The sequence below is a fragment of the Lacrimispora struthionigena genome, from assembly GCF_048627165.1.
GTDB lineage: Bacteria > Bacillota > Clostridia > Lachnospirales > Lachnospiraceae > Lacrimispora.
In genome coordinates this window covers 475013-500725 of sequence record NZ_JBMBWP010000002.1, presented here as the reverse complement: position 1 = coordinate 500725, position 25713 = coordinate 475013, and the positions used below count along the sequence as shown (strand labels likewise).

Annotated in this window: 21 protein-coding genes; 18 read left to right on the top strand and 3 right to left on the bottom strand. The window is 43.0% G+C overall.

The features are described from left to right. Nucleotides 1-10: 10 nt before the first annotated feature. Together ACOAOT_RS11260 and ACOAOT_RS11255 are read right to left on the bottom strand one after the other, a co-directional pair. Nucleotides 11-952, bottom strand: a complete 942-nt coding sequence (locus ACOAOT_RS11260; protein WP_420217044.1) for a CehA/McbA family metallohydrolase — start codon at nucleotides 950-952, stop codon at nucleotides 11-13. After that, entirely contained in the window at nucleotides 945-1436 is a 492-nt protein-coding gene (locus tag ACOAOT_RS11255) for a DUF6669 family protein (RefSeq protein WP_420217043.1), read from the bottom strand. The genes ACOAOT_RS11260 and ACOAOT_RS11255 overlap by 8 nt, the downstream gene beginning before the upstream one ends. A gap of 174 nt (nucleotides 1437-1610) precedes the next feature. Between ACOAOT_RS11255 and ACOAOT_RS11250 the strand changes: the two genes are divergently transcribed. Genes ACOAOT_RS11250 through ACOAOT_RS11210 form a run of 9 tightly spaced genes read left to right on the top strand, consistent with a single transcriptional unit; the run spans nucleotide 1611 to nucleotide 14384 of the window. Beyond that, complete coding sequence (locus ACOAOT_RS11250) at nucleotides 1611-2387, top strand: endonuclease/exonuclease/phosphatase family protein (protein ID WP_420217042.1); 777 nt, start codon at nucleotides 1611-1613, stop codon at nucleotides 2385-2387. 1 nt (nucleotide 2388) lies between these two features. Next, the gene (locus ACOAOT_RS11245; protein ID WP_420217041.1) at nucleotides 2389-3294 is read left to right on the top strand and encodes an ABC transporter permease; all 906 of its coding nucleotides are present in this window, start codon (nucleotides 2389-2391) and stop codon (nucleotides 3292-3294) included. Between the two features lie 28 nt (nucleotides 3295-3322). Continuing rightward, nucleotides 3323-5071 (top strand): extracellular solute-binding protein, encoded by a 1749-nt coding sequence (locus ACOAOT_RS11240; RefSeq protein ID WP_420217040.1) that lies wholly within the window; start codon nucleotides 3323-3325, stop codon nucleotides 5069-5071. Nucleotides 5072-5106: 35 nt separating this feature from the next. Beyond that, entirely contained in the window at nucleotides 5107-6027 is a 921-nt protein-coding gene (locus ACOAOT_RS11235; protein WP_170823385.1) for a carbohydrate ABC transporter permease, read from the top strand. Between the two features lie 25 nt (nucleotides 6028-6052). Then, the gene (locus tag ACOAOT_RS11230; protein WP_420217039.1) at nucleotides 6053-7003 is read left to right on the top strand and encodes a carbohydrate kinase family protein; all 951 of its coding nucleotides are present in this window, start codon (nucleotides 6053-6055) and stop codon (nucleotides 7001-7003) included. Continuing rightward, entirely contained in the window at nucleotides 7004-8377 is a 1374-nt protein-coding gene (locus ACOAOT_RS11225) for a family 4 glycosyl hydrolase (protein WP_420217038.1), read from the top strand. It begins immediately after the preceding gene. After that, nucleotides 8367-11495, top strand: a complete 3129-nt coding sequence (locus tag ACOAOT_RS11220; protein WP_420217037.1) for an alpha-mannosidase — start codon at nucleotides 8367-8369, stop codon at nucleotides 11493-11495. The genes ACOAOT_RS11225 and ACOAOT_RS11220 overlap by 11 nt, the downstream gene beginning before the upstream one ends. A 22-nt stretch (nucleotides 11496-11517) precedes the next feature. Beyond that, complete coding sequence (locus ACOAOT_RS11215; protein WP_420217036.1) at nucleotides 11518-12813, top strand: glycoside hydrolase family 125 protein; 1296 nt, start codon at nucleotides 11518-11520, stop codon at nucleotides 12811-12813. Next, nucleotides 12810-14384 (top strand): hypothetical protein, encoded by a 1575-nt coding sequence (locus tag ACOAOT_RS11210; RefSeq protein WP_420217035.1) that lies wholly within the window; start codon nucleotides 12810-12812, stop codon nucleotides 14382-14384. The genes ACOAOT_RS11215 and ACOAOT_RS11210 overlap by 4 nt, the downstream gene beginning before the upstream one ends. Nucleotides 14385-14501: 117 nt before the next feature. On the opposite strand, the gene ACOAOT_RS11205 is transcribed toward ACOAOT_RS11210, so the two are convergent. Next, nucleotides 14502-15098, bottom strand: a complete 597-nt coding sequence (locus ACOAOT_RS11205) for a LysE family transporter (protein WP_420217034.1) — start codon at nucleotides 15096-15098, stop codon at nucleotides 14502-14504. A 135-nt stretch (nucleotides 15099-15233) separates the two neighbouring features. On the opposite strand from ACOAOT_RS11205, the gene ACOAOT_RS11200 reads away from it, so the two are divergent. The 9 genes from ACOAOT_RS11200 to ACOAOT_RS11160 all read left to right on the top strand — a co-directional run bounded on the left by ACOAOT_RS11200 (nucleotide 15234) and on the right by ACOAOT_RS11160 (nucleotide 25657). Next, on the top strand, nucleotides 15234-15788 hold the full coding sequence (locus ACOAOT_RS11200) for a helix-turn-helix domain-containing protein (protein WP_420217033.1): 555 nt from the start codon (nucleotides 15234-15236) through the stop codon (nucleotides 15786-15788). A 338-nt stretch (nucleotides 15789-16126) separates the two neighbouring features. Continuing rightward, entirely contained in the window at nucleotides 16127-16552 is a 426-nt protein-coding gene (mraZ, locus tag ACOAOT_RS11195; RefSeq protein ID WP_420219414.1) for a division/cell wall cluster transcriptional repressor MraZ, read from the top strand. Then, complete coding sequence (rsmH, locus tag ACOAOT_RS11190; RefSeq protein ID WP_420217032.1) at nucleotides 16549-17487, top strand: 16S rRNA (cytosine(1402)-N(4))-methyltransferase RsmH; 939 nt, start codon at nucleotides 16549-16551, stop codon at nucleotides 17485-17487. The genes mraZ and rsmH overlap by 4 nt, the downstream gene beginning before the upstream one ends. 18 nt (nucleotides 17488-17505) lie before the next feature. Continuing rightward, entirely contained in the window at nucleotides 17506-17985 is a 480-nt protein-coding gene (locus tag ACOAOT_RS11185; protein WP_104438442.1) for an FtsB/FtsL family cell division protein, read from the top strand. Beyond that, a complete protein-coding gene (locus tag ACOAOT_RS11180) occupies nucleotides 17963-20227 on the top strand; it encodes a peptidoglycan D,D-transpeptidase FtsI family protein (protein ID WP_420217031.1) in 2265 nt (754 codons plus the stop codon). The genes ACOAOT_RS11185 and ACOAOT_RS11180 overlap by 23 nt, the downstream gene beginning before the upstream one ends. A 73-nt stretch (nucleotides 20228-20300) precedes the next feature. Continuing rightward, nucleotides 20301-22061 (top strand): peptidoglycan D,D-transpeptidase FtsI family protein, encoded by a 1761-nt coding sequence (locus ACOAOT_RS11175; protein WP_420217030.1) that lies wholly within the window; start codon nucleotides 20301-20303, stop codon nucleotides 22059-22061. A 75-nt stretch (nucleotides 22062-22136) separates the two neighbouring features. Further along, nucleotides 22137-23105: a phospho-N-acetylmuramoyl-pentapeptide-transferase gene (gene mraY / locus ACOAOT_RS11170; protein WP_104438445.1), complete on the top strand. Its 969-nt coding sequence runs from the start codon at nucleotides 22137-22139 to the stop codon at nucleotides 23103-23105. A 12-nt stretch (nucleotides 23106-23117) separates the two neighbouring features. Next, a complete protein-coding gene (gene murD, locus ACOAOT_RS11165) occupies nucleotides 23118-24464 on the top strand; it encodes a UDP-N-acetylmuramoyl-L-alanine--D-glutamate ligase (protein ID WP_420217029.1) in 1347 nt (448 codons plus the stop codon). A gap of 41 nt (nucleotides 24465-24505) precedes the next feature. Next, a complete protein-coding gene (locus ACOAOT_RS11160; RefSeq protein WP_420217028.1) occupies nucleotides 24506-25657 on the top strand; it encodes an FtsW/RodA/SpoVE family cell cycle protein in 1152 nt (383 codons plus the stop codon). The last annotated feature ends 56 nt before the right edge of the window (nucleotides 25658-25713 follow it).

The following is a 25713-nucleotide window of genomic DNA, read 5'->3' as shown; positions in this document are numbered from 1 at the left end:
TTACGAATGATCAGTCTGGTACGATGACAGGTGCCACAGCCACCAGATTTTCAATGGCTGTATCGTTTTGATACAGCTTTGGGATGAGAACAGACCGGGTATTGGAATCCCGATACAGCTCATTGAACGGGATTTCCAAAGACCGGCAGTCCGGGAATTCTTTTACAACAGTTCCTGTCATACTTCGAAGGGAGAGGATATAACGGTCACTGTCTGAGTGAATGAATCCCGGTTTTTTTGTCTCGCAGATGGTGAATAAGATTGTCTGCTTCTGGGGGTTATATTGGGATTCTAAAATCGGTCCTCTGGAAACCCAGGTTTTTTGATGCCGTATGGCATCTTCCAGTTCTTTTTCAACATTGCCGCCGTCCACTCCTTCTATGAAGGTGGCATATTGATTGTTCATGTCCCACCTGCCGTGTAAATCCATACCGCAGGTGGCGGACAGTGGAAATCCTTTTAATATAAGATCTTCCCACCATAAAAGTGCGGGTTCATTTACCTGGTGAAGGGGTTCCGGATTATTAAATATTTCAATAAAATCAAAGGAATTAAAATCTGTAATTGTCATATCAAACCGACAGCCTCTGGCAAATGGGTGTCCATAGGAAAATGGATGGGCAACTCCAACCAGGGCTCCTTTTTCTTTCAGACTGTGAAACAATCGCTCCGGTCGATGGTAATCTATGGATTCCCAGGAAAGGTATTCTTTTAAATTCAGGCACAGGATGTGTCCGTAATAGGTGGTATACTCCATTCCATAAATGGAAGAGATACTGCTTTTTTTCTGTTTCAGCAGTCCTTTGATTTTACTATGGCCGGAAATGGTATTGTGGTCTGTAATTGCAAACCCATCTACAAGATTCTCCTCCATAAACTGGATCAGCTGGGAGGGGGTCATTGTACCGTCTGATTCTGTGGTGTGGTTGTGAAGCTCCAGTCGCTTATACATAGGCACCTCCATCTGATGAAATTTGCTTTTCCTGATTTCCTGCGGTTAACTTCAGGCGGTAGTTTGTTCCGTCAAGAAGCACATTAAAGACTGCCAGAGTCACCTTAATTACTCCGGAAATCTGTTCCTGGGGGATGCAGCCGTCACTGGTGAAATCCTCTGAAAAAACCATGTGTCTTGTAGTGAGCTGTTTATGTACGCCCCCAATAAAGGTATCATTCATGGTTACAATGGTATGTATCTCAGTTTTCATTCCTCTCATGGCATCCATGAGTTCTTCCTCCGAAGCATGTTCGTATTCAGTGCCATTGCAGGACTCTCTGATTTTTTTTTCCATTTCTTTTGTGATAGTCTCATAATGCTGTTTGTCAAAGGTAAATTCAATGTCCATAGCGTCGTAAACTTTGTCCAGACAGACAGTATAAGAGATCTGTCCTACGAAACCTTCGTTTAAAATTCCCCCTGTTTCATAGATTAATTCCATAAAAAACCTCCATTTTCTTCTGTGTTAAGCACACTATACTACTGCTGCAATCAGGACGCAATACAGGTAGTTAAAGTTTAACAATTATCCACTGATAAGCGGAGAAATGTCCATTGTGGAGAAATGAATTTTCCGATATCCTTATATCAGATACCAGGAAGGGAGTGTTTACAAGTGAAACTGGTTACATTTAATATCCGGTGCGATTATGGTCAGGACGAGGAAAACAGCTTCTGTTTCCGCAAACCGTATATTTTACAAAAAATTGAAAAAGAGTCTCCCGACGTAATTTGCTTTCAGGAAGTTCTGCCTCATGTGGCGCTGTGGCTGAAAGAAAATTTAACGGATTACAACATTGTAGGCTGCGGGAGAGGGAAAGAATTAGAGGATGAGCAGACTGCAGTTGCCTATCGGAAAATGAAATTTGATCTACTGGGACTGGAGGTTTTCTGGCTTTCCAATACGCCTCAGGTTTTTGGCTCCCGTTATGAAAATCAAAGCATGTGTCCAAGAACCTGTACAAAGGTTGTACTGTGGAGTCTTGAGGAACGAAAGCTGATTCGCATTTATAATACTCATCTGGATCATGAAGGCAAAGAAGCGAGAGAGGCAGCTCTCATGCAGATTCTGAAAACAGTCAAAGATGACTGGCGTCACTGCGACGCCCCGGCTGTCATTACAGGAGATTTTAATGCCTGTCCGGATTCGCCGGAAATGAAAGTCATGAATACGGCTGAGGAATTTATTGATTTTACAGCAGGAACAGCTGGAACCTTTCATGATTATGGAAGGCAGGAACCGGAAAAGATCGACTATATTTTTGGGGACAGGAAAGTGATCTGCCGGGAAGTAACCATCTGGGATGAATCCTGGGAGGGCGTTTATCTTTCTGATCATTACCCGGTTTGCGTAAGACTTAAATTTGCGGCTGAAGAAAAAGGAGAGAGTTAATATGTCCATAACAAAGAAGTTGATCCGGTTCTGGCCTTTGTATCTCATGCTGGTGCCCTGCATCATTTATTATGTTCTCATCTGTTATATACCAATGGGAGGAGTCATACTTGCATTTAAGGACTATTCCTTCCGGAAGGGGATATGGGGAAGTCCCTGGGTTGGATTTCGCTATTTCCGCATGTTTTTTACCAGCTACGATTTTCCCAGATTATTAAGAAACACACTGATTGTGGGATTTATTAAATGTATTCTGGAATTTCCTTTTGCAATTATTCTTGCACTTTTGCTTAATGAGTTTAAAAATGAGAAATTCAAAAAGATCAGCCAGACCATTACGTATCTGCCACATTTTTTATCCACAGTTATTATAGTGACCATGCTTCAGAGGATCCTGGCACCCAACATCGGTGTGTTAAACCAGTTTATCGGCAAACTGGGAGGGGATTCCAGTACATTTTTCTTAATGGAACCAAAGTATTTCTTTCAGCTGTTATTCTCCATGGATTTATGGAGAAATATCGGCTGGGATTCCATTATATATCTGGCAGCAATCAGCGGCGTAGATGCGGCTCTTTATGAGGCAGCAAGCATTGATGGCTGTTCCAAGTTAAAAAAAATCTGGCATATTACATTGCCAGGAATTCGGGGTACCATTGGTCTGCTTTTCATTATGGGAGTGGGAGGACTTTTGTCCAGCGGATTTGAACAGATATACTTACTGCGGACTCCCGGCAACATGGCGGTTGCAGATACACTTGATACCTTTGTTCTTCAGATGGGTCTTATGAATGGACAGTTTGGTTATGCCACAGCGGTAGGACTTATTCAGGGTATTGTAGGACTTATTCTGGTAATTGTGTGTAACCGGTTATCAAAACGATTTACAGGAGTCAGTCTCTGGTAAATAAAAGATGAAAAGAGGAGGTATTTTTATGAGGAAAAGTATTGGAAAGCGGCTGCTTGCGGGAGTATTAGTGGTGGCAATGGGCGCAGCGGGAGTAACAGGCTGCAGCTCGAAAGCAAATGAGGGGACAAAAGGCGAAGAGAGCAAAACTTCTGACAATTCCGGGAAACCGGATACATGGATTGCAGACCGGACCATTACGGTGCAGGCTTACGTTGATGATATCGGAAACAGTCTGCCAAAGGATCTGGCCAATACAGAGGTTATGAAGGAGCTTACAAAGCGCACGGGTATTAAACTGGATATCCAGTATACTCCTGGTGATAAGGATTCCAATGTTATGGCAGCCCAGCTGGCATCTGGAACCATTCCGGATGTGATTTTCTCTTATATGGATGATTCCACGAGAAAAGAATTTCCTATTCTTTTAAAGGCAGCAAAGGAAGGTATGTTTGCTGATGTATCCGGATTGTTAAAGGATACAAAAGTTTACAGCCATTACCTGGAAGATAAATATTTACCCGATGATTCAAAGAAAAACATTACCTTCCGGGAAGATTTTAAAGGTGCAGCTTATATTCTGCCTTTATCGGTTGATTCCGAGGACAGATCTTTAATCTATGATCCACAGACTGCATACAGAGGCGGGATGTACATTCAAAAAGCAATTGTAGATAAGCTTGGAATTGATCCGTCTAAGATCAGAACACAGGAGCAGTTCTATGACCTGCTGGTACAGATTAAAAACGGAGATTTTAAAGATGACAACGGAAATCCTGTTTATCCCCTTGGACCGAAATACTGGGGAGGATCTCCTGATACACTGCAGTACATTGTACCTGGATTTACCTGGGGTGTCAGTGATGGCTACAACTTAGACAGTAACGGCGTGATTAAGCACGAGGCAGATACGGATTACGTATTTGAAAAAATCAATTACTTGAGAAAACTGCTGGCAGAAGGCCTGATGAATCCCGAGTTCTTCACCATGGATGGAACCAGAGCGGAAGAAGTGTCCAGATCTCATAATTCCGCAATTATGGCAGATGTACACAATTATCAGGATATTATATACGCTTCTGAAGACTGGGTTCCCCTTGGACCGTTAGACGATATTACTGGTAATAATGCGAAAGTAGTTCATGGAAAAAAACAGAACGGCGTGTGGGCCATTTCTGCAGATGCAAAGAAACCGGAAGAAATCTTAAAATTCTTTGATTATTTATCCACTCCGGAAGGCCAGCTTCTCTGCCAGTACGGCGTAGAGGGAAAAAGCTATGAGATGAAGGATGGAAAACCGGTACTGACTGATGAAGCGTTAAAGAAATTAAATGATGGTGACAAGGATTACCTGGTTAACAACATCGGCGCCGGCTTTGGATATACAGGCTGCGTATTCTTCAGCTTTGCTTTGACCAATTTAGACAACATGAATAATTTCGGCGAAAACCGGCCAGGTTCCAATTCCAGCACAACCTTTAAACGTGCGGTAGAGGTAGCAAAGGATTATCCAATTACCTACAGACTGGTTCCAGGACTGGATGCAACCGGATATTTATCAGCCGATTCCATGGCAGAAGTAAAAGCACAGATGTCTCTCCTTAACTATAAGGAAATGATCGTTCAGGCAGTTTATGCAGGAACAGACGACGAGGCAAAAAAGATTGTGGAATCGTTCCGCCAGCAGTTAAAAGCAGCTGGTAATGACAAGTTCGTGGAATATTTAACAGAGCTTTACAAAAAAGATCCTTCAGCCATCGACTTTGACAAAAAATAAAATCCAGTGAGAACGAAAGGGCAGGGTGCTCAGACATGAAAGCAAAAGAGGCTGTGAACAGACGCAGTAAAATAAAATCAGGCAGATCGGAACAGGTGATTCAGGTTTTAATCTATTGCGTGGTCATAGGACTGTGCCTTGCCATCATCCTGCCCTGTTTAAACATTGCGGCTCTGTCTTTTAATGACGGAAAGGATGCGGCAAAAGGAGGCATTTATTTCTGGCCCAGAATGTTTACCCTGGATAATTATAAACAGGTATTCAAGGATGGAACCATAACCAAGGCTTATATGATTACCATAGCAAGAACTGTAATTGGAACGGCTGCCAGCTTAACCGTGACCTCCTTTGCCGCTTATGCGTTAAAGGAGAAGGAACTGCCGGGCAGAAAAATTCTTACTATGCTGATAACCTTTACCATGCTGTTTGGAGGAGGGATGATCCCCACTTATATTCAGTACAACAGACTGGGACTGGTGGATCATTTCAGTGTTTATGTTGTTCCTGGTCTGGTAAGCGTTACGTACCTGTTGATGATGAGAACCTTTTTTGAGAGCATACCGGAGAGCCTGGAAGAATCTGCAAAGCTTGATGGCTGTGGATATTTTGGGATTTTCACCAGAATTGTACTGCCTTTAAGCAAGCCGGTTATTGCAGTTGTGGGATTATATACGGCAGTCAATCACTGGAACGACTGGTTCTCAGGAGCGTTTTACATGAGAAGCAGCCGGCTGTGGCCGGTACAGACCGTTTTACAGCAAATGCTGACCAGAGCCATGGCGAACAAAGAGGTAACTTCGGTGGCTCAGGCAATTGCCCAGAATACCAATTCTGTCACCTCAGATTCTCTTAAGATGGCGGCAGTTATCATAACAACAGTTCCCATTTTATGTGTATATCCCTTTGCGCAGAAGTATTTTACAAAAGGGGCCATGATCGGAGCTGTAAAAGAGTAAATCAGGCTGACAGACGGAGGATTCCATGACAGGAAAAAAGTGGGATGTATTTATTTATGGAGATATAAATGTGGATATTGTAATACCGGGAGTGGAACAGTTTCCCGGCGCCGGTCAGGAGCATGTGGTAGAAGACATGAATGTTTATCCGGGCGGCGGAGCGGCACTGTTTGCTTTAGGACTTGGAAAGCTGGGGTTGACCCCGGCTTTTCAGGGAAGTGTGGGAGCGGACTGCCATGGAGACTGGCTTCGTGAGGAGTTGAAACGCAGTCACGTAGACTGTACCTTTTTGGGTACGTCACAAAAGAATAAAACAGGAATTTCTTTAAGTTTTACCAATGAAAAGGATCGTTCCTTTCTCACATACAGGGGAACCAATGAGGAATGGAACTTAGAGGCCATTGATTTTGAAGGAGTAAAAGATGCGGGGCATATTCACCTGACTTCTTATGCCGGCAGCCGCAATCACCATCAATTTAAAATGCTTCTTAAAAAGATCAGGGAAATCAGTTCTGCCACAGTCAGCTTTGATGTGGGCTGGGATGAAACAGGGGAGTGGTATGAGGGTATTTTTGAACTGCTTCCTTTCATAGATATCCTGTTTATGAATGAAACGGAAGCGCTTCATTATACAAGAGGGCTGAATGCCGAAGAGGCTGCTTTGGAGTTTTCAAGGCACTGCGCCATGGCAGTAATCAAGCTGGGAAAGAGCGGGTCCATTGGTGGGAAGAATGGTGTGCTCACCAAGTCTCACCCCTATACAGTAAGTGCAGTTGATACCACCGGAGCCGGTGATTCCTTTAATGCAGGCTTTGTTTATGGATTTTTAAAGGGCGAGACCATGGAACAATGTCTGAGGATTGCCAATGCCTGCGGTGCCATGTCTGTCACAGCATATGGAGGCAATACAGCCTTTCCAACGAAAGAGGAGCTGTATCATTTTATAAAACAACAGGATGAAAGGCAGGAAGATTAAATGAAAATCACAGTAATTGGTGGAGCGGGAGTAAGAACAGTCATTTTTATTAATGGTCTTCTTGATCGTTATAAGAAATTAAATATAGATGAAGTATTGTTATATGATACTGACAGGGAAAAATTGGAGATCATAAGCCGTTTGTGCCGCCATGTTGTGATAAGACGGGGACAGGGGTTAAAAATCAGCACTTCTTTTGATGCAGTTGAAGCAATTACGGGAGCGGATTATATCGTAACTACAATTAGGGCAGGCGGGGATCATTCCAGAGTAGTTGATGAGGAAATTGCCTTAAATTCCGGGGTTATTGGTCAGGAAACAACAGGAGCCGGAGGTTTTTCCATGGCTGTGCGCACCATTCCTGTTTTAATGGAATACTGCGAGCTGATTAAAATCCATGCTCCCCATGCATGGATCTTTAATTTTACCAACCCTTCCGGGCTGGTGACACAGGCTTTAAAAAATGCAGGATATGAGCGGATCATAGGAATCTGCGATGCTCCCAGCAGCACCAAATTCCGTATGGCAAAGCAGCTGGGTGTGACTCAGGATCAGCTTTCTGTGGAATTTTTCGGACTGAATCATTTATCATGGATACAGAGTGTGAAAGTGGAGGGACGGGAGATTTTGCAGGAACTTCTGTCTGATGAATCATTTTTAAAGAGTGTGCAGGAATTTTCTATCTTTGATCCTGAGCTTTTAAGATCAATGGGGTATCTGCCCAATGAGTATCTCTACTATTATTATCACAGGGAAAAGGCTCTTAATAACATCAAAAAGTCTGGTGAAACCAGAGGAAAGTCTATTGAATCGGTAAATTGCCGAATGATGGAAGAACTAAAACAAATGGATATAGAAAAGGAACCGGAGGAAGCACTCCAGGTATTTCTGTATTACATGGCACTGAGGGAAGAATCCTATATGAGCATTGAAACCGGACACGATAAAAAGGAACCCATCAAAAAAGGGGAACTGGAAGTGCCGGATGGAATGGGGTATGCCGGAGTTATGCTGGACTGTATTGAAGGTCTACAAAGCGAAGAAGGGCGGGAACTGGTACTGTCTGTCCAGAATAATGGCTGTATTGAAGGACTGGAGGATCAGGACGTCATCGAGGTGACCTGCCATGTATCAAAAAATGGGATCATACCTGTGCCTGTAGGAAAGGTTCCGGAGCACTGCTATTTACTGATCAGGCTGATTAAAATGTATGAAAAACTGACGGTAGAAGCGATTAAAAACCATTCAAAGGAAACCGCAGTCAGGGCACTCACATTACACCCGCTGGTTAATTCCTATTCACTGGCAAAGATACTGGTTGAGGAATACGACTTAGCTTACGGAGGAATTTTAGGAGGCTGCCATGGCGTTTGATTTACACAACAGAGACCGGATCTGCCATCTCATTGAAGAACTGGCAGAGTTACGTTATAAAAATCTGCATAGTTTTGACCATATTTTCTGGTACGAGGACAATGGAACAACAGGAAATAGAATGCCCATGGGTGAACCAGTGGAAATTGAACAGGGTTTTAGGTGGAAAGGCTGGGATCAGTATAACTGGCTCTGTACCAGACTTATGGTACCAGCAGAACTTATGGATGAAGAGGTAGTCGGCATTTTTGATTTTGGCGTTCCGGAAGGGACCGGTAATAACAGCCATTTTGAAAGCCTTCTTTATTTAAACGGCAATCCATATCAGGGAGTGGATGGAAACCACAAAGAGGTCTTTTTTCAGGTGAAAGAAAATGGAGCTTTTCTTGATTTAAAATTCCGTCTCTGGTCTGGCTTAAACGGAGGAGGAGTTCCGAAAGATATGGCTATGGAACTGGTTCGTGCCCAGTACGGGGTGCTTGACCATGATACCGATGATTTTTACTTTCTGGCAAGGAATGTGCTGGAAACTTATGATATTTTAGATTCTGGCAACGAGTATAGAGAATGGATGCTGAATATGCTTGTTAAAGCCTTTGATTTTGTTGATTATACAGAACCGGGTACGGAACGCTTTTATGATAGCATCAGGAAAGCATATGAATACTTAAACGGGAAGATGAAAGGGCAGGGAAAACCGGACATACAGGTCAGTATGCTGGGACATACCCACATCGATGTGGCGTGGCTGTGGAGGCTTCGCCATACAAGAGAAAAGGCAGCCCGCTCATTTTCCACGGTAAATCGCATGATGGATCGTTATGACCATTATCATTTTCTCCAGTCCCAGGCTCAGCTTTATGAATTTATCAAAGAGGATTATCCGGATATTTATGATTCCATTAAAAGACGGGTAAAAGAGGGCAAATGGGAACCTGCCGGAGCCATGTGGGTGGAATGCGACTGTAACCTGGCAAGCGGCGAGTCCATTGTAAGACAGATCCTTGTAGGTAAAAATTTCTTTCAGGATGAATTTGAATATGAGAGTGAATTCCTCTGGCTTCCGGATGTCTTCGGGTATTCCTGGGCACTTCCCCAGATTCTGAAAAAGTCAGGAGTGGAGGCATTCATGACTACCAAGATCAGTTGGAATGATACCAACCGTCTGCCCTTTGACACCTTCCTTTGGAAGGGAATTGACGGGACTGAGATTACAGCTCATTTCGTCACCACTACCGATCAGGATTCCGATTCCTACACCTACAATGGAGATACCAGACCCTATGCTGTCAAGGGGGTATGGGATAACTATAAAAATAAAGACTTAAACCGGGATCTTCTTATTTCATATGGATATGGAGATGGCGGCGGCGGTCCAAACCGTGATATGATAGAGACACTGAAACATTTGAATAAGATTCCCGGGATTCCCAAAGTACAGTTTGAGAGTGCAACGGAGTATTTCAGAAGGCTGAGAGAAACTGTAGAACGAAATGAAATGGAAGGAAACCTCCCGGTCTGGGATGGGGAACTATATCTGGAGTTTCACAGAGGAACCTACACCTCCCAGGCATACAATAAGAAAATGAACCGGAAGATGGAATTTTACCTTCGGGACACAGAGATACGCTCTGTTCTGGCAAACGAGTGGGGAGGTATTGCCTATGACAGAGAAAGACTGCAAAAGGCCTGGAAAATCGTTCTCTGCCAGCAATTTCATGATATTCTGCCTGGTTCCTCTATCAGGGAAGTGTATGAGGACAGCCATGTGGAATACGAAAAGGCCTGTCGGCTTCTAGCTGAGGTAGAAAACCAGATCAGTCAGGCGCTGTATGTGGAAAAACCAGGAGTTTATTCGGTATGGAATAATTCAAATTGGAAGAGAACCTCTGTTGTCACGATTTCTGAAACCTCGGACGGTGACCGTTTCCAGGATGAAAATGGACAGCTTCTTGACAGTTATACAAAGGATGGGGTATCACAGGTTCTGGTTAAGGACATGGCTCCGTTTTCTTTTACGACTCTGTACCGGGTTGCGGCTTCTTTGGAAGTGGATTATGCCAGTCAGGATTCCAGTCATATAAGTACACAAGAGAGTTCCCGCCAGGCAGAAACCAGATATTACCGCGTTGTCTGGAATGAGTGGGGGCAGCTGACGGAAATTTATGATAAAGAAGCAGGCAGGGATATTCTTTCAAAAGGGAAGAGGGGCAATGTCTTGCAGGTCTTTGAAGACAAGCCAAGATGCTTTGACGCATGGGAACTGGAACCGACGTATGGAAATAAGATGGAAGAAATCAGGGATTTAAAGGAGGTTCGTACAGAAGTAAATCCGCTTGGAATCTGGATTTCATTCTCCTGGGACTATCACAAATCCACAATCTCACAAACCATGTGTCTTTACCATGAAAAGAAAAGGATTGACTTTAAAACCAGGATCATATGGGAAGAACGCCAGAAACTGTTAAAGACGGCATTTCCTGTAGGCATCAGAAGCATAGACGCCAGATTTGATATTCAGTATGGAAACATCAGACGCAGAATAACAAGAAATGACAGCTGGGAAGCCGCCAGATTTGAAGTAGTTGCCCATAAGTGGGTGGATTTCAGTGAAACGGGATATGGAGTGGCGCTCTTAAATGACTGCAAGTATGGCCACGATATCTATGAGGATACCATGCGCCTAACTTTAATTAAATCGGCAACAGATCCCGATTATGCCGCAGATTTAGGCTTGCATGAATTTACCTATTCTCTCTATCCTCATAGGGAAGAATGGTACGACTCCGGACTGGAACAGGAGTCCTTTGATTTAAATAATCCCATTACAGCAGTCTCTGGTGCACCAAAAATCACGGCAGGAAGTCTGTTTCATCTTGATAGTGACTATATTGTCGCAGACTGCATCAAACAGGCAGAGCATTCTCAGGATATCGTCTTACGGTTTCATGAATTTGCAGGGGCAAGAGTGAGCGCAGTACTGACAAGCGCACTCAATATCTCTTCCTGGTGCCAGTGTGATTTAATGGAACGGCCCAAGGAAGATTTTAAAAGCGGACCGGTCAGCCTGGAATTTACGCCTTACGAAATAAAAACTATTTTAGTCAGATTTAATTAACAACTATAGGACAGGAGGCAGTATGAAGCTGGAAGAAAAACAGAGATTATTAAACCAAGCGGTGGAAGAGATTGCCGAAACTATTAAAAATAAGCTGCCTGTGAATGAGGATTTACTTCAGACATTCGAGAAATGTTTTCAGACTACAGCCAAAACAACAGTCCGATTTTTGGAGAATGGAGAAGTGTTTGTAATAACCGGAGACATTCATGCAATGTGGCTTCGGGATTCCTCCGCTCAGGTGATTCATTATCTGCCGTTTTTGAAGAAATACCCCATACTGGCTGAACTGGTACGGGGGTTGATAAAAAGGCAGTTCCGTTATATTCTCATCGACCCATATGCCAATGCGTTTAATGAGGAAGCAAACGGGAACTGTTGGGATGAGGATATTACCGACTCCACACCCTGGAACTGGGAAAGAAAATACGAAGTGGATTCTCTCTGTTATCCGGTATGGCTGCTTCATGAGTATTTTGAAATGACAGGAGACCAGGAGATATTTTCAAATGAGGTGAAGCAAGGGCTTTTGCAGATTGTTTCTATATGGAAAAGAGAGCAGAATCATGACAAAGACTCTACGTACCGCTTTGAACGAAGAAACTGCCCGCCTTCGGATACACTCCCGGAAGGCGGAAAAGGTACACCTACCGCATATACAGGTATGACCTGGTCCGGTTTTCGCCCCAGTGATGATGCATGCAGATACGGTTATTTAATTCCTTCTAATATGTTTGCTTCAGTGGTACTAAAACATATAGAGGAGTATTCCATAAACATATATCGGGATTTAGATCTTGCAGATTCTGCCCGTAGGCTTAGACATGAAATAGAAGAGGGAATCCGAAAGTTTGGTATTGTGAAAGACCCTGAATTCGGAGACATCTATGCATATGAGACAGACGGCTATGGTAATTACAACCTGATGGATGATGCTAATGTTCCCAGCCTCCTCTCTATTCCGTGGCTGAAGTATGAAACAGAAGAAAGTGAAATCTATGAGAATACAAGAAGATTTCTGTTAAGCAGCAGGAATCCGTACTATTTTAAAGGAACATATGGACAGGGAGTGGGAAGTCCTCATACGCCGGACCGCTATATCTGGCATATTGCATTAATTATGGAAGGTCTGACGGAGAAGGATCCCATAAAAAGAGAAGCACTTCTATCCGATATTTTAAATACCCGCGGCGGAACCAGAGTCATGCATGAAAGCTTCTTTTGTGACGATCCGTCCCAATATACCAGAGACTGGTTTGCGTGGGCCGATTCACTTTTTGCACTGTTCGTGATGAAGAACTACGGGGTGGAATTATGAAAAACTACACCTTTGATACGGTAATTGAACTGGAAGTGCTTAAAAACTATCTTTCCAGAGCGGCATCGGCAGCTTTTTTAATTCATACCAAAACACTTAGTGATGATTTAAGAGCCATTAAAAATCTGGGTATCAAGTTTCTTGGCAGGGCATCTGGTTACTGGTATCCGGATTCGGATGAAGAAGAACATTTTAAAAAATCAGAGGAGCTGGCGGAAAAGGTTCATGAAATTGATCCGGAGATCATTCTGCAGGCCTGCATTTTTGAGGCAGTTTACAGACCTTTAGAAACAATTCCCATTCCAGCCTATGTTTTTGAGGCTTTTGGATTGGAATCTGAAAACAGATGCTTTTCTTTCGAACGGATGCGTTTTCCAAAGGCTCCGGATGGGTTCTGGTGGGAAGAAAATGGTGCTCTCCCGGATATCACCCAGCTGGAGACGAGACTGTGGTTTTATTACCGTGCAGTCCAGTATATTGACGCGGGCTATGAAGCACTTCACATGGGTCAGATTCATTTATACACAGCAGATGATCGCGGAATGGTGAAAATGGGTGAATTAATGGATATGATCCGGACCTACGCCAGAAAAAATGCCAGGAGACACCTGGTGTTACTGGATGCACACAGCCATGGCATCAGCATAAGAGGAAAACTACTGCTGGATTATCACGCCATGCCCTACACCAGATATCCGGTGACAGACCGGGAGGGGGACAGACTGGTACTGGTGAAGGAAGGGTTTAGTGAAGGCGGATTCAATCCAAATGGGTTTGAATTAAAATCCATGCCATATCTCATGGAGTATGATAACTGGGGAGGAAAGGTGATAAATGACTTTGCCAGTGTGTCAAAAGAGGAACGGGCATGGAGTGACTGGTGGGGATATGATCAGATTGGCTGGTTTGCCAACCAATCCCAAGAAGCCCAGGGTAAATTCCTGGAATATACTGCTTTATGGTCTGCTGTTAATCACGCCTTTTTTGAAATACCCTTCCGCCGTTCCTTAGATGCGGCAGCCGTAACTATGAAGCGGAGCGACAACGATCAGATGGACGTGCAGGATTATTATCAGATCAATGAGAAAAGTCCGGACTGCCCCATGGGATTTAGCCAGGAGGAGACCATAAAAAGAATATGGGAATGGGAGGAAGCCTTGAAAGAGGTGGAAACGAACCCGGAAAATTCCTCTGACTATGGGGCAAAAGATGTTTACGATGAGGAAACCGGAATGAAACTTCCGGAGAGAGTGGTTGTTTATGGCAGTTTCCAGCCCTATGTGGGGGCGGTAAAAAATGATTCTAACAGCGAAGTTACCCGGATGTATTATATAGGAGAGAACACCTATGCACTCAGCGTTGTGATTCCCTTTGCGGGAGAATATGATTATGCGGTTTCAACCTATGGAACATTGTCGGCAACATACAGCCATGATACTTATCCCAGAAGTGGATCTTCTAATAAAGGTTTTATTTCGGTATTAAATGATAATACTGTAGTTCGGTTTATATTTCATTTTATAAATCATACGGTTACCATCAGACAGTGGCATCATAATCTTTTGCTATAGCCAGCCGCCACAGTAATGTGACAGGTTTCTTTAATAGCTTACAATCAGGTCTGTTACCCATAAAGAGCCTTCTAATGGCATTACTGCCACTGGAAGGCTCTTTATGCATCCATGTATTTAAAGCGTTTTTATAACTAAGGTAACAGCGCAATATGCTAATAATACTGCTAAAACAATGTTAACAATTTTCGTATGCTTTACAATAAACATCTGAAATACAGCACCGAACACAGTCCAACATAATGTACAGAAAAAGGAAGCGAAAGAAAGCAGAATGCAAAATAAGATTAAAATCAAAGGCGATTGATATTGTGGCAGAATAAAAGATGAAAAAGCAGTTATCCCATATAAAATCGTATTGGGGTTTACAAACTGCAAGACTACCCCCTGCAAAAATAAATTGCCACTGTCTTTATTATACTTGTTTTCTCCGGCGGGTTTGCTTTGGAGTGTAACCCAGGCTAACCACAATATATATGCAGCACCAACCCAAACCATAATCAACTGAAAGGCAGGGAAAATATCAAATATGATCCAGCTAAAAAGGCTGCTCCCCAATAATACAATGAACGCCCCCGTAGATATGCCCAAATTAAACAGGATACTTTTTTTAAACCCGAACTTTCTGGCATTGGACATTGATATAATTGCATTAGGCCCTGGGGAAATATTTGAAACAAAAACATATGATAAAAGTTGCAGTAGATTTGCCATTAATCATGTTACCTCTCTTTACTCTGGAATTACAGCATGATATACTGTATATCATACAATATGTGTATTATACTGTACGTGCAGGATAATACTATCATATGTGCAGTATAATGTCAAATCATGGGAGGTATTTTTTTGGATAATCTTAGCCTTGTAATTTCTGAAAACCTGAAAAGAGTAAGAGAAGAGAAAAAGTTGAGTCTTGATACGGTGGCAAAGCTTTCGGGCGTGAGTAAAAGTATGCTGGGTCAAATTGAACGTTGTGAAGTAAACCCAACTGTATCAACTATGTGGAAAATTGCCAATGGTTTAAAAGTTTCCTTTTCCCGGTTGATCAACCAAGCAGAAACAAATATTGAATTAATAGACATTAACAGTCTTGAACCATTGCTTGAAGATGAAGGAAGGGTAAAAATTTATCCGACGTTTTCTTTTGACAGCACTCGCCGGGTTGAGATATATTCTGTGGAATTTCAAACGGATGGGTATTTATCAACAGAGCCTCATTTACAAGGTACACAAGAATTTCTGACCGTATTTAGCGGTGAAGTGACAGTCACGATAGGCGGAAAAAGTTTTGTTGTCAATGAAAGGAAAGCAATCCGTTTCAAAGCCGATGAACCCCATAGCTATGAAAACACAGGAGGGGCAATGTGTAAACTTGATATGGTTATTTATTATCCGGATTAAGTTTACCCATTTTAAGTTGTAAAAAAGTTACCGTAAAACGTAGCAAAAACGGCATAAAAACAGTTTGTAATTGAAAATGGTAATCACCCAAACCCTGTAAAACAGCAGTGTCTGGTGTGATTACCATTTTTGTCGATTTATGGAATATTATGGAAAAAGTCCGTAAACCCTAGTAAATAAGCCAAATTAAATTGAAATTAATTCGAAAATATCCTTGCGTTTTTGAATCAAATGTACTAGAATTAGAGTACAAGTGGAGGAAAGTGGTACGAAGTGGTAGAAAATGGTGGGAAAGTGGTCTGATTTCCCCATGCTGCCAGTACATGCAGGTGATTAGTATGTTCATGGGTGAATACAATCATACGGTCGATGCGAAGGGACGTCTTATTGTCCCATCCAAATTCAGAGAGCAGCTAGGAGAAGAATTCGTCGTGACGAAGGGCTTGGACGGCTGTTTATTTGTGTATGACAATGATGAGTGGAAAGCCCTGGAAGAAAAATTAAAAAGCCTGCCGCTGACTAACACCAATGCCAGAAAGTTTTCCAGATTTTTTCTGGCAGGAGCCAGTTCCTGTGAAGTGGACAAGCAGGGAAGAATTCTGCTTCCGGCGGTATTAAGAGAACACGCCGGAATCGATAAAGACGCAGTATTAGTAGGAGTTGGAAGCAGGATTGAGATCTGGAGCAAGGATGCATGGACGGCAGCCAATACCTATGATGATATGGAAGAAATCGCGGAAGCTATGGAAGGACTAGGTATATGATGTTTGAACACAAATCGGTGCTGCTTTATGAAACCATCGACAGCCTGAATATAAAACCAGACGGGATTTATGTTGATGGAACCTTAGGAGGCGGAGGACATGCTTTAGAAGTATGCAGACGCCTGGGGGAACACGGAAGATTAATCGGAATTGACCAGGATGCGGATGCCATTGCTGCAGCAACTGAGCGGCTGAAAGAATATAAAGACAAGGTAACCGTGGTCAGAAGCAATTACGAAAATATACATGGGGTTTTAACAGAACTTGGAATTGAAAAAGTGGATGGAATTTATCTGGATCTTGGAGTTTCCTCCTATCAGCTGGACATGCCGGAGAGAGGCTTTACCTACCGGGAAGAGGACGCCCCTCTTGATATGAGAATGGATCAGAGAAATCCACAGACAGCCGCCGATATTATTAATCAGTACAGCGAATTTGATTTGTATCGGATTATACGGGATTACGGAGAAGATAAATTTGCAAAGAATATTGCAAAACACATTGTAAGAGCCAGGGCTGTAAAGCCAATTGAAACTACGGGAGAATTGTCAGAGATTATTAAAAACGCAATTCCTGCCAAGATAAGAGCGGTAGGGGGGCACCCTTCTAAGCGAACCTTTCAGGCAATCAGAATTGAACTCAATCATGAGCTGGATGTGTTGAAAAACTCTCTTGATACCATGATCGGGCTTTTAAATCCTGGAGGAAGGCTTTCCATCATTACCTTCCACTCACTGGAAGACCGAATTGTAAAGACCAGATTCAAGGATAATGAAGATCCATGTATCTGCCCGCATAACTTTCCGGTCTGCGTATGCGGAAGAAAAAGTATGGGTAAAGTCATCACAAGAAAGCCTATTTTACCATCAGAAGAAGAATTATCAGAAAACAAACGCTCAAAGAGTTCAAAGCTTCGTGTGTTTGAACGAATCTAAAAAGGGAGGAAAAAAAGAGTGGCTGCAAGAAGAAATGTGCATTCCTATCGGAACTCTGCCTATGTGCAGGGGAATACGGTTCGTAAAACCATGCCGGTCAGCAGACCGGTTTCTACACCGGATGAAATTCGCCGTCCCGTGCCCCATCATGTAAGACGGAACCGCGAGAAAGCATTACAGATGGATTTGCCTTATGTAATTATGCTGACGATTGCTGCAGTCATTACCCTTTGTTTGTGTGTAAATTATTTGCATTTACAGTCCTCAATAACTGCCAGCATTCATGAAATTTCTGACAGGGAAGTACAGCTGGAAAAACTGAAAACCGAAAACGATGCATTGCAGATGAGCATTAACACTTCCGTTGATCTTGATCATGTGTATAAAGTTGCCACCGAGGAACTGGGTATGGTCTATGCAAACAAAGACCAGATCCTTCACTATGATAAAACGGAAAGTGAGTATGTAAGGCAGAATGAGGACATTCCGAAACAATAATAAAAACAGGAGCAAAAGAAATAAAGTATTTCCTCGTTATATGCAGGAAAAGCTGGCGATTACGGTTTTGGTGATAACGCTGGCTTTGTTTGCATTGGTCATGGTCCTTTATAACATGATGACGAAGAAAAAAGAAGATTATAACCAGATTGTGCTGTCTCAGCAGCAATATGACAGCAGAGTAATCCCTTTTAAGAGGGGAGATGTGCTGGATCGAAATGGTACTTACCTGGCGACCAGTGAGAAAGTATACAATCTAATCCTTGATCCCAAGCAGATCATGAGTGATCCGGATTCCTATCTGGAACCAACAGTCAATGCCTTAACGGAATGCTTTGGATATGACCGGACTGAAATTATGAATCTCATTCAGGAAAAGAAGGACAAGCATTATGTCCGTTATGCAAAGCAGCTGACTTTTGATGATAAGGATAAATACGAAAAATACAAAACGGAAAAAACGGAAGAATTTAAAAAAGCTAAAAAAGTTAAAGCAGCCATAAAGGGAATCTGGTTTGAAGATGAGTATAAGCGTGTATACCCCTATAATTCCCTTGCAAGCAAGCTGGTCGGTTTTGCCAACGGGGACGGTATGGATGGTACCGGAGGAATAGAGCAGTTTTACAATACCACTCTCATGGGAGTCAACGGAAGAGAATACGGTTATTTAAATGATGATTCCAATTTAGAGAGGGTAATAAAACCAGCTTCAAACGGTAATACGGTTGTATCAACCGTAGATGTCAATGTACAAAAGATAGTAGAAAAATACATAGCTGAGTGGGAAGCACAGACCGGAAGCAAGCGGGTAGGTGTAGTTGTAATGGATCCCAATAACGGGGAAGTTCTTGCCATGGCAGATAACAAGACCTTCGATTTAAATAACCCCCGTGAACTGCGTCCTGAATTTACCACAGATGTGCTCAGACAGCTGGGGATAAAAGAAGCCATGGATGATTATAAAAGGAAGAATAAGGATGCACAGCCTCTCACACCTGAGACAGTATCCCAGCACTATTCCGATGAACAGATCATATCTCTTGGCACTCAGGTAGCGTGGAATCAGACCTGGCGTAATTTCTGCATCAGTGATGGCTACGAGCCAGGATCTACAGAAAAAATATTTACGGTCTCTGCAGCATTAGAGGAAGGCGCCATAACAGGAAAAGAAACCTATGAATGCAATAAGTTTCTGGAAGTAGGCGGACATAAGATCAATTGTGTCAGCAGATACGGACACGGACTCATTACGGTAGAAGAAGGTCTTATGAAGTCCTGCAACGTAGTTATGATGCGGATTGCCCAGCAGATGGGAAAAGAGAAATTCTATAAATACCAGCAGATCTTTGGATTCGGTTCAAAGACCGGCATCGATCTGCCGGGAGAAGCGGATAATAAAACCGTTATGTATACAGCAGATACCGCAGGTCCTACGGATCTTGCAACCAACTCCTTCGGACAGAACTTTAACTGTACCATGATTCAGATGGCAGCAGCTTACTGTTCCGTTATAAACGGGGGATCCTATTACGAACCCCATGTGGTAAAGCAGATCCTAAATGAACAGGGATCTGTTATGAAAAAAGTCGATCCCGTACTGGTACGTGAGACTGTTTCTGAGTCGACCACCAAGTATATTAATGAGGCATTATTTAAGACAGTCAATGCTGAGGGCGGAACAGGCGGCGCTGCCAGAATTGCCGGATATAAGGTTGCCGGAAAAACTGGTACAGCAGAGAAAATTCCAAGAGATAAAACAAACTATGTAGTATCCTTCTGCGGATACGCACCATCCGATAATCCACAGGTACTGGTTTATGTGGTTGTTGATGAACCTCATGTTGAGGATCAGCCTCACAGCACATATGCCAGCCAGATTTTTCAAAAAATTATGACGGAGATTCTTCCTTATTTAAATGTATTTCCAGATACAGATACACAAGGGTCACTTTCTTCCGAAGATGCAGCTACCCTTCCCCAGCAGGAGGGCATTACCACGGAGACACAGCCATCTTCTGAAAGTGGGGAGGCTGGAGCAGAGACGACGGAACAAGAGCCTACCAAAGAAACACCAACCATGGAAAATGGAGAAAAGGTTCCAGATGAATTGCTAAATCCCACTGAGGAATACGTAAACCGTCAGGAAGGCGAAGACACGGATTTACCGGCAGCCCTTCCGGGAGATACCGATGGTGCCTCTCAGGATACTACACAAGGGGAGGAAACCCAGGCTTCAGAATAAACTTTAAGGCAAACTGACTCATAAAAAAAGCCGAAATTCATATACTGTAACAATGATGACGATGGAGCAGCTTATGAATTCGAATAAAACACATCACAGAGAGAAAATAGCCCTCCTGTTTTTCCTGTTGTTTCTTGCCATGACAGGATTAATGGGACGGCTTATTTTTCTAATGATCTTTCGCTCTGAGCACTACAGCGCCATGGCCTCCGATCTTCATGAGAGAGAGAGGACCATTAAAGCTGCAAGAGGTAATATTATTGACGCCAGTGGGACTGTCATTGCTACAAACCGCACCGTCTGCACCATATCGGTCATCCATAATCAGGTAAAAAAGCCGGATGAGGTGGTTGCGGTTCTGTCTAAGGAGTTAGGGCTGAATGAAGCAGAGATTCGCAAGAAAGTGGAAAAGTACAGTTCCAGGGAAATTATTAAGACGAATGTAGACAAGGCTATGGGAGACCAGATCCGGTCCTATCATCTGGAAGGAGTCAAGGTAGATGAAGACTACAAACGGTATTATCCTTACGATACCCTTGCATCCACCGTACTTGGATTTACAGGAGGAGACAACCAGGGAATCATTGGCCTGGAGGTGAAATACGAGCAGTACTTAAAAGGACTGAACGGTAAGATTTTAACCATGTCAGATGCAGCAGGGATTGAAATTGAGAATGCGGCAGAAGACCGGATAGAACCAATTGCAGGACAGGATCTGCATATCAGTCTGGATGTAAATATTCAGCGCTACTGTGAACAGGCGGCCTATCAGGTAATGGAGAAAAAAGGTGCAAAGCGAGTATCCATCATTATAATGAATCCTCAAAACGGGGAAATTATGGCAATGGTGAATGCACCAGAATTTAATTTAAATGATCCCTTTACACTAAATACTACAACAGCAGCTCCTACAAATGAGAAAGAAAAGCAGGATCTGTTAAATAAGATGTGGAGAAATCCATGCATCAACGACACTTACGAGCCAGGATCTACTTTTAAGATTGTAACAGCTGCGGCCGGACTGGAGGCTGGAGTCGTAAAGCTTACGGATCAGTTTTCCTGTCCCGGATTCCGAGTGGTAGAGGACAGAAAAATCAGATGCCATAAAGTGGGCGGTCATGGATCAGAAACCTTCCTTCAGGGCATGATGAATTCCTGCAACCCTGTACTCATTGATGTGGGGCAGAGGCTTGGTGTGGATAATTACTACAAGTATTTTGAACAGTTTGGCCTGAAAGGAAAAACCGGAATTGATCTGCCTGGCGAGGCCTCCACGATCATGCATAAAAAAGAAGATATGGGACTGGTAGAACTGGCAACCGTATCCTTTGGACAGTCATTTCAGATCACCCCCATGCAGTTAATTACAACGGCTTCCTCTCTTGTAAACGGAGGAAACCGCATTACTCCTCATTTTGGCGTGAGTACAGTAAGTTCGGACGGAAAATCCGTGCATACGTTTAACTACCCGGTTAAGGAGGGGATTGTATCAAAAGAAACCAGTGAAACCATGCGCTATATTTTAGAGCAGGTTGTTAGCGAGGGAAGCGGGAAAAAAGCAAAGATAGAAGGATACCGGATCGGAGGAAAAACTGCAACCTCTGAAAAACTTCCAAGAAGTTTAAAGAAGTATATTTCATCCTTTATCGGATTCGCTCCCGCGGATAATCCAAAAGTAATTGCCCTTATCACCATTGATGAACCACAGGGCATTTACTATGGCGGAACCATTGCCGCACCAGTGATTGCTGATATTTTTAAGAACATTTTTCCTTATCTGGGAATAGAGCCAGAAGAGGAAAAAACTGTTTCTACGTTTCGAATCAGTGGTTGATTATTCAGGCAAAAAGACGTATACTACTAACTGTGTACTTTTGATATACAAATACATAAATGATTGAGGTGTGACATGATTAACGAAACGATTTTGGCAATCATCATAGCTTTCGCCATCAGCGCAATGCTGTGTCCCATAGTAATTCCGTTTCTGCACAAATTAAAATTTGGTCAGGAGGTCCGCAAGGAAGGGCCGGAAAGCCATTTGAAAAAACAGGGAACTCCCACCATGGGCGGACTGATTATTCTAACCAGTATTATCATTACGTCTCTGTTTTACGTAAAAGATTATCCGAAGATTATCCCGGTACTGTTTGTGACGGTGGGATTTGGTATCGTAGGCTTTCTTGATGATTACATTAAAATCGTAATGAAACGATCAGAAGGATTAACCCCTGTACAGAAGATGGCAGGTCAGCTGGTTATCACAGGAATTTTTGCTTTCTATCTGCTTCATTCCAAAGATGTGGGAACTGAAATGCTGGTTCCATTTACAGGTGGATTTAAGAATGGCATTTATTTAAATTTTGGCATCTTATTTGTACCGGCAGTCTTTTTCATTGTAATTGGAACAGACAATGGTGTTAATTTTACAGATGGTCTTGATGGTTTGTGTACCAGTGTTACCATACTGGTCGCAACATTTTTAACAGTAGTAGCAATAGGGGAAAGAACCGGAATCAGTCCCATTACCGGAGCGGTAGTGGGAAGCCTTTTAGGATTTCTCCTTTTTAATGTTTACCCTGCCCGGGTATTTATGGGGGATACTGGTTCACTGGGGTTGGGAGGCTTTGTGGCCTCCAGCGCGTTTATGATGCAGATGCCGATTTTTATCGCGATCATCGGATTTATCTATCTGCTTGAAGTATTATCAGTCATTATTCAGGTGACATATTTTAAAAGAACAGGCGGAAAACGATTTTTCAAAATGGCTCCCATCCACCATCATTTCGAGCTTTGCGGATGGTCTGAAACAAGGGTGGTTGCTGTATTTGCCATAATTACAGCAGTTCTTTGCCTGCTGGCATATCTTGGATTATAGGAGAGAAACCATATGAGTCAGAAAATTTTAGTTGCAGGAAGTGGAAAAAGTGGGATCGCCGCCTCCAGGATGATTTTAAAAACCGGCGATGAAGCTGTTTTATATGACAGCAATGATGCTTTAAAAAAGGATGAGCTGTTAAGTCAGTTTGGTGAAACAGATAAAATCTCCGTAATTCTTGGAGAACTGAAAAAAGAGGATTTAAAAGATATTTCAATTTGTGTAATCAGTCCGGGCATCGGACTTGATGCACCGTTTGTATCAGTTTTGAAGGAAGAGAATATTCCTGTCTGGAGTGAGATACAGCTGGCATATCATCATGCAAAAGGGAAACTGGCTGCTATTACGGGAACCAATGGAAAGACCACTACAACGGCACTGACAGGCGAGATCATGAAAGCATTTTATGAGCATGTCTATGTGGTGGGAAATATTGGAATTCCTTACACCCAGGAGGCGCTGAATACTACGGAAGATTCCGTTACGGTAGCAGAGGTCAGCAGCTTTCAGTTAGAAACCATTACTGATTTCCATCCGAATGTCAGCGCGATTTTAAACATAACGCCGGATCATTTAAACCGTCATAAAACCATGGAATGCTACATAAAAGTGAAAGAAAGCATCACCGTAAACCAGACAGAAAAGGATTGCTGTGTTTTAAATTATGATGACCTTGTATTACGGGAGTTTGGAGAGTCCATGAAACCCCGCGCAATCTATTTCAGCAGCAGGAATTCTCTTGATGAGGGTTATTGTATTGATGGAGATGTGATTATACGCAATCACAGAGGAAATCGGCAAGAAATTGTAAACATTAACGAATTAAATCTTCTGGGGCGCCATAACCATGAGAATGTAATGGCAGCCATTGCCATAGCATCCGAACTGAATGTTCCCATGGAAGTAATTAAAAAGGCTGTCTGTGAGTTTCAGGCAGTGGAACACAGAATTGAGTTTGTTGCTGAGAAAGCAGGAGTGAAGTATTACAATGACTCCAAGGGGACCAATCCCGATGCGGCAATCCAGGCAGTGAAAGCCATGCCCGGACCCACCATTTTAATCGCAGGCGGATATGACAAAAATTCCGAATACGATGAGTGGATTGAATCTTTTGACGGAAAAGTGAAACATATGGTGCTTCTTGGCCAGACCAGGGAGAAAATCGCGGAATGCGCGGCAAGACATGGCTTTACCAATGTGATGTATGCGGAGGATATGCAGGAAGCAGTAAAGGTCTGTGCCTCCTATGCAAACAAAGGAGATTACGTACTGCTCTCACCTGCATGCGCAAGCTGGGGAATGTTTCGCTGTTACGAAGAGCGGGGAGAGATTTTTAAAGAATGTGTCCGCAGCCTTTAAGCTGAATGGGCATTGGAATTTGAATGGCGAGGAGGAATGGTATGGCGGAAAAAAGGCCAGTAGTGAAAAAAAACAGGCCGCGCCGTTTTTATGACTACAGTCTGCTGTTCACGGTTATATTTCTGTCTGTTTTCGGCTTGATTATGATATACAGCTCCAGCTCTTATGCCGCTCAGTTAAAGTTTGGCAATGCCTCATTTTTTATGATGAAGCAGGCAAAGATCGCTTTGGGCGGATTTATCCTGATGATCATTATTTCGAAGATGGATTACCACTGGTATGGGAAATTTGCGGTGTTTGCCTACGTGCTTTCTTATATTTTGATGATCGCCGTCTCTCTGTTTGGTAAAAAGTTTAACGGAAAGCGAAGATGGCTGGGAGTAGGAAGCCTGACGTTTCAGCCTACGGAGTTTGTAAAAATAGCTCTTATTGTTATGCTGGCTGTTATGATTGTACAGATGGGCAAAAACATCAACACGAAAAATGGTGTGGCGCTGATCGTTGTAACAACCATTCCTATTGCGGGAATTGTTGCTGCAAACAACTTAAGCTCCGGTATCATCATTGTGGGAATTGCGTTTGTCATGCTGTTTGTGGCGTGTAAAAAGAAATGGCCGTTTTTTGCCTGCGGTTTTGCAGGAGTAGGGCTTTTGGCGTTTGCCGGCCCCATTGCCACGGTTCTTGAGAAGTTAAACATTCTCCATGATTATCAGCTGGGAAGAATCCTTGTCTGGCTGGAACCGGAGGCTTATCCTTCTACGGGAGGGTATCAGGTGTTACAGGGACTTTATGCCATCGGCTCCGGGGGCCTGGTAGGAAGAGGCCTGGGAGAGAGCATACAGAAGATGGGATTTGTGCCTGAGGCACAAAATGATATGATTTTTTCCATAATCTGTGAGGAACTTGGACTTTTTGGGGCGGTATCCGTAATACTTATTTTTCTTTTCATGATATACCGTTTCATGCTGATTGCAGACAATGCACCGGATCTGTTCGGCGCACTTTTAGTGGTAGGCGTTATGGGACACATAGCCATACAGGTTATCCTAAACATCGCCGTTGTAACCAATACCATACCTAATACCGGAATCACACTGCCCTTTATCAGTTACGGGGGAACCTCGGTCCTGTTTCTTATGGCTGAAATGGGCATGGTTTTAAGTGTTTCCAATCAGATTAAACTGGAAAAATAGCTGGATATGAAACCATTCTCTCACTTATAACATAGGATAGTATATAAGAAACCATG

Bases quoted from the DNA above. Each gene is read 5' to 3' on its own strand.
- ACOAOT_RS11260 (WP_420217044.1), bottom strand. From the start codon at position 952: ATGTATAAGCGACTGGAGCTTCACAACCACACCACAGAATCAGACGGT.
- ACOAOT_RS11245 (WP_420217041.1), top strand. From the start codon at position 2,389: ATGTCCATAACAAAGAAGTTGATCCGGTTCTGGCCTTTGTATCTCATG.
- ACOAOT_RS11240 (WP_420217040.1), top strand. From the start codon at position 3,323: ATGAGGAAAAGTATTGGAAAGCGGCTGCTTGCGGGAGTATTAGTGGTG.
- ACOAOT_RS11215 (WP_420217036.1), top strand. From the start codon at position 11,518: ATGAAGCTGGAAGAAAAACAGAGATTATTAAACCAAGCGGTGGAAGAG.
- mraY (WP_104438445.1), top strand. From the start codon at position 22,137: ATGATTAACGAAACGATTTTGGCAATCATCATAGCTTTCGCCATCAGC.
- ACOAOT_RS11175 (WP_420217030.1), top strand. From the start codon at position 20,301: ATGAATTCGAATAAAACACATCACAGAGAGAAAATAGCCCTCCTGTTT.
- ACOAOT_RS11230 (WP_420217039.1), top strand. From the start codon at position 6,053: ATGACAGGAAAAAAGTGGGATGTATTTATTTATGGAGATATAAATGTG.
- ACOAOT_RS11205 (WP_420217034.1), bottom strand. From the start codon at position 15,098: ATGGCAAATCTACTGCAACTTTTATCATATGTTTTTGTTTCAAATATT.
- ACOAOT_RS11220 (WP_420217037.1), top strand. From the start codon at position 8,367: ATGGCGTTTGATTTACACAACAGAGACCGGATCTGCCATCTCATTGAA.
- ACOAOT_RS11235 (WP_170823385.1), top strand. From the start codon at position 5,107: ATGAAAGCAAAAGAGGCTGTGAACAGACGCAGTAAAATAAAATCAGGC.
- ACOAOT_RS11180 (WP_420217031.1), top strand. From the start codon at position 17,963: ATGAGGACATTCCGAAACAATAATAAAAACAGGAGCAAAAGAAATAAA.
- ACOAOT_RS11160 (WP_420217028.1), top strand. From the start codon at position 24,506: ATGGCGGAAAAAAGGCCAGTAGTGAAAAAAAACAGGCCGCGCCGTTTT.
- murD (WP_420217029.1), top strand. From the start codon at position 23,118: ATGAGTCAGAAAATTTTAGTTGCAGGAAGTGGAAAAAGTGGGATCGCC.
- rsmH (WP_420217032.1), top strand. From the start codon at position 16,549: ATGATGTTTGAACACAAATCGGTGCTGCTTTATGAAACCATCGACAGC.
- ACOAOT_RS11210 (WP_420217035.1), top strand. From the start codon at position 12,810: ATGAAAAACTACACCTTTGATACGGTAATTGAACTGGAAGTGCTTAAA.
- ACOAOT_RS11255 (WP_420217043.1), bottom strand. From the start codon at position 1,436: ATGGAATTAATCTATGAAACAGGGGGAATTTTAAACGAAGGTTTCGTA.
- ACOAOT_RS11225 (WP_420217038.1), top strand. From the start codon at position 7,004: ATGAAAATCACAGTAATTGGTGGAGCGGGAGTAAGAACAGTCATTTTT.
- mraZ (WP_420219414.1), top strand. From the start codon at position 16,127: ATGTTCATGGGTGAATACAATCATACGGTCGATGCGAAGGGACGTCTT.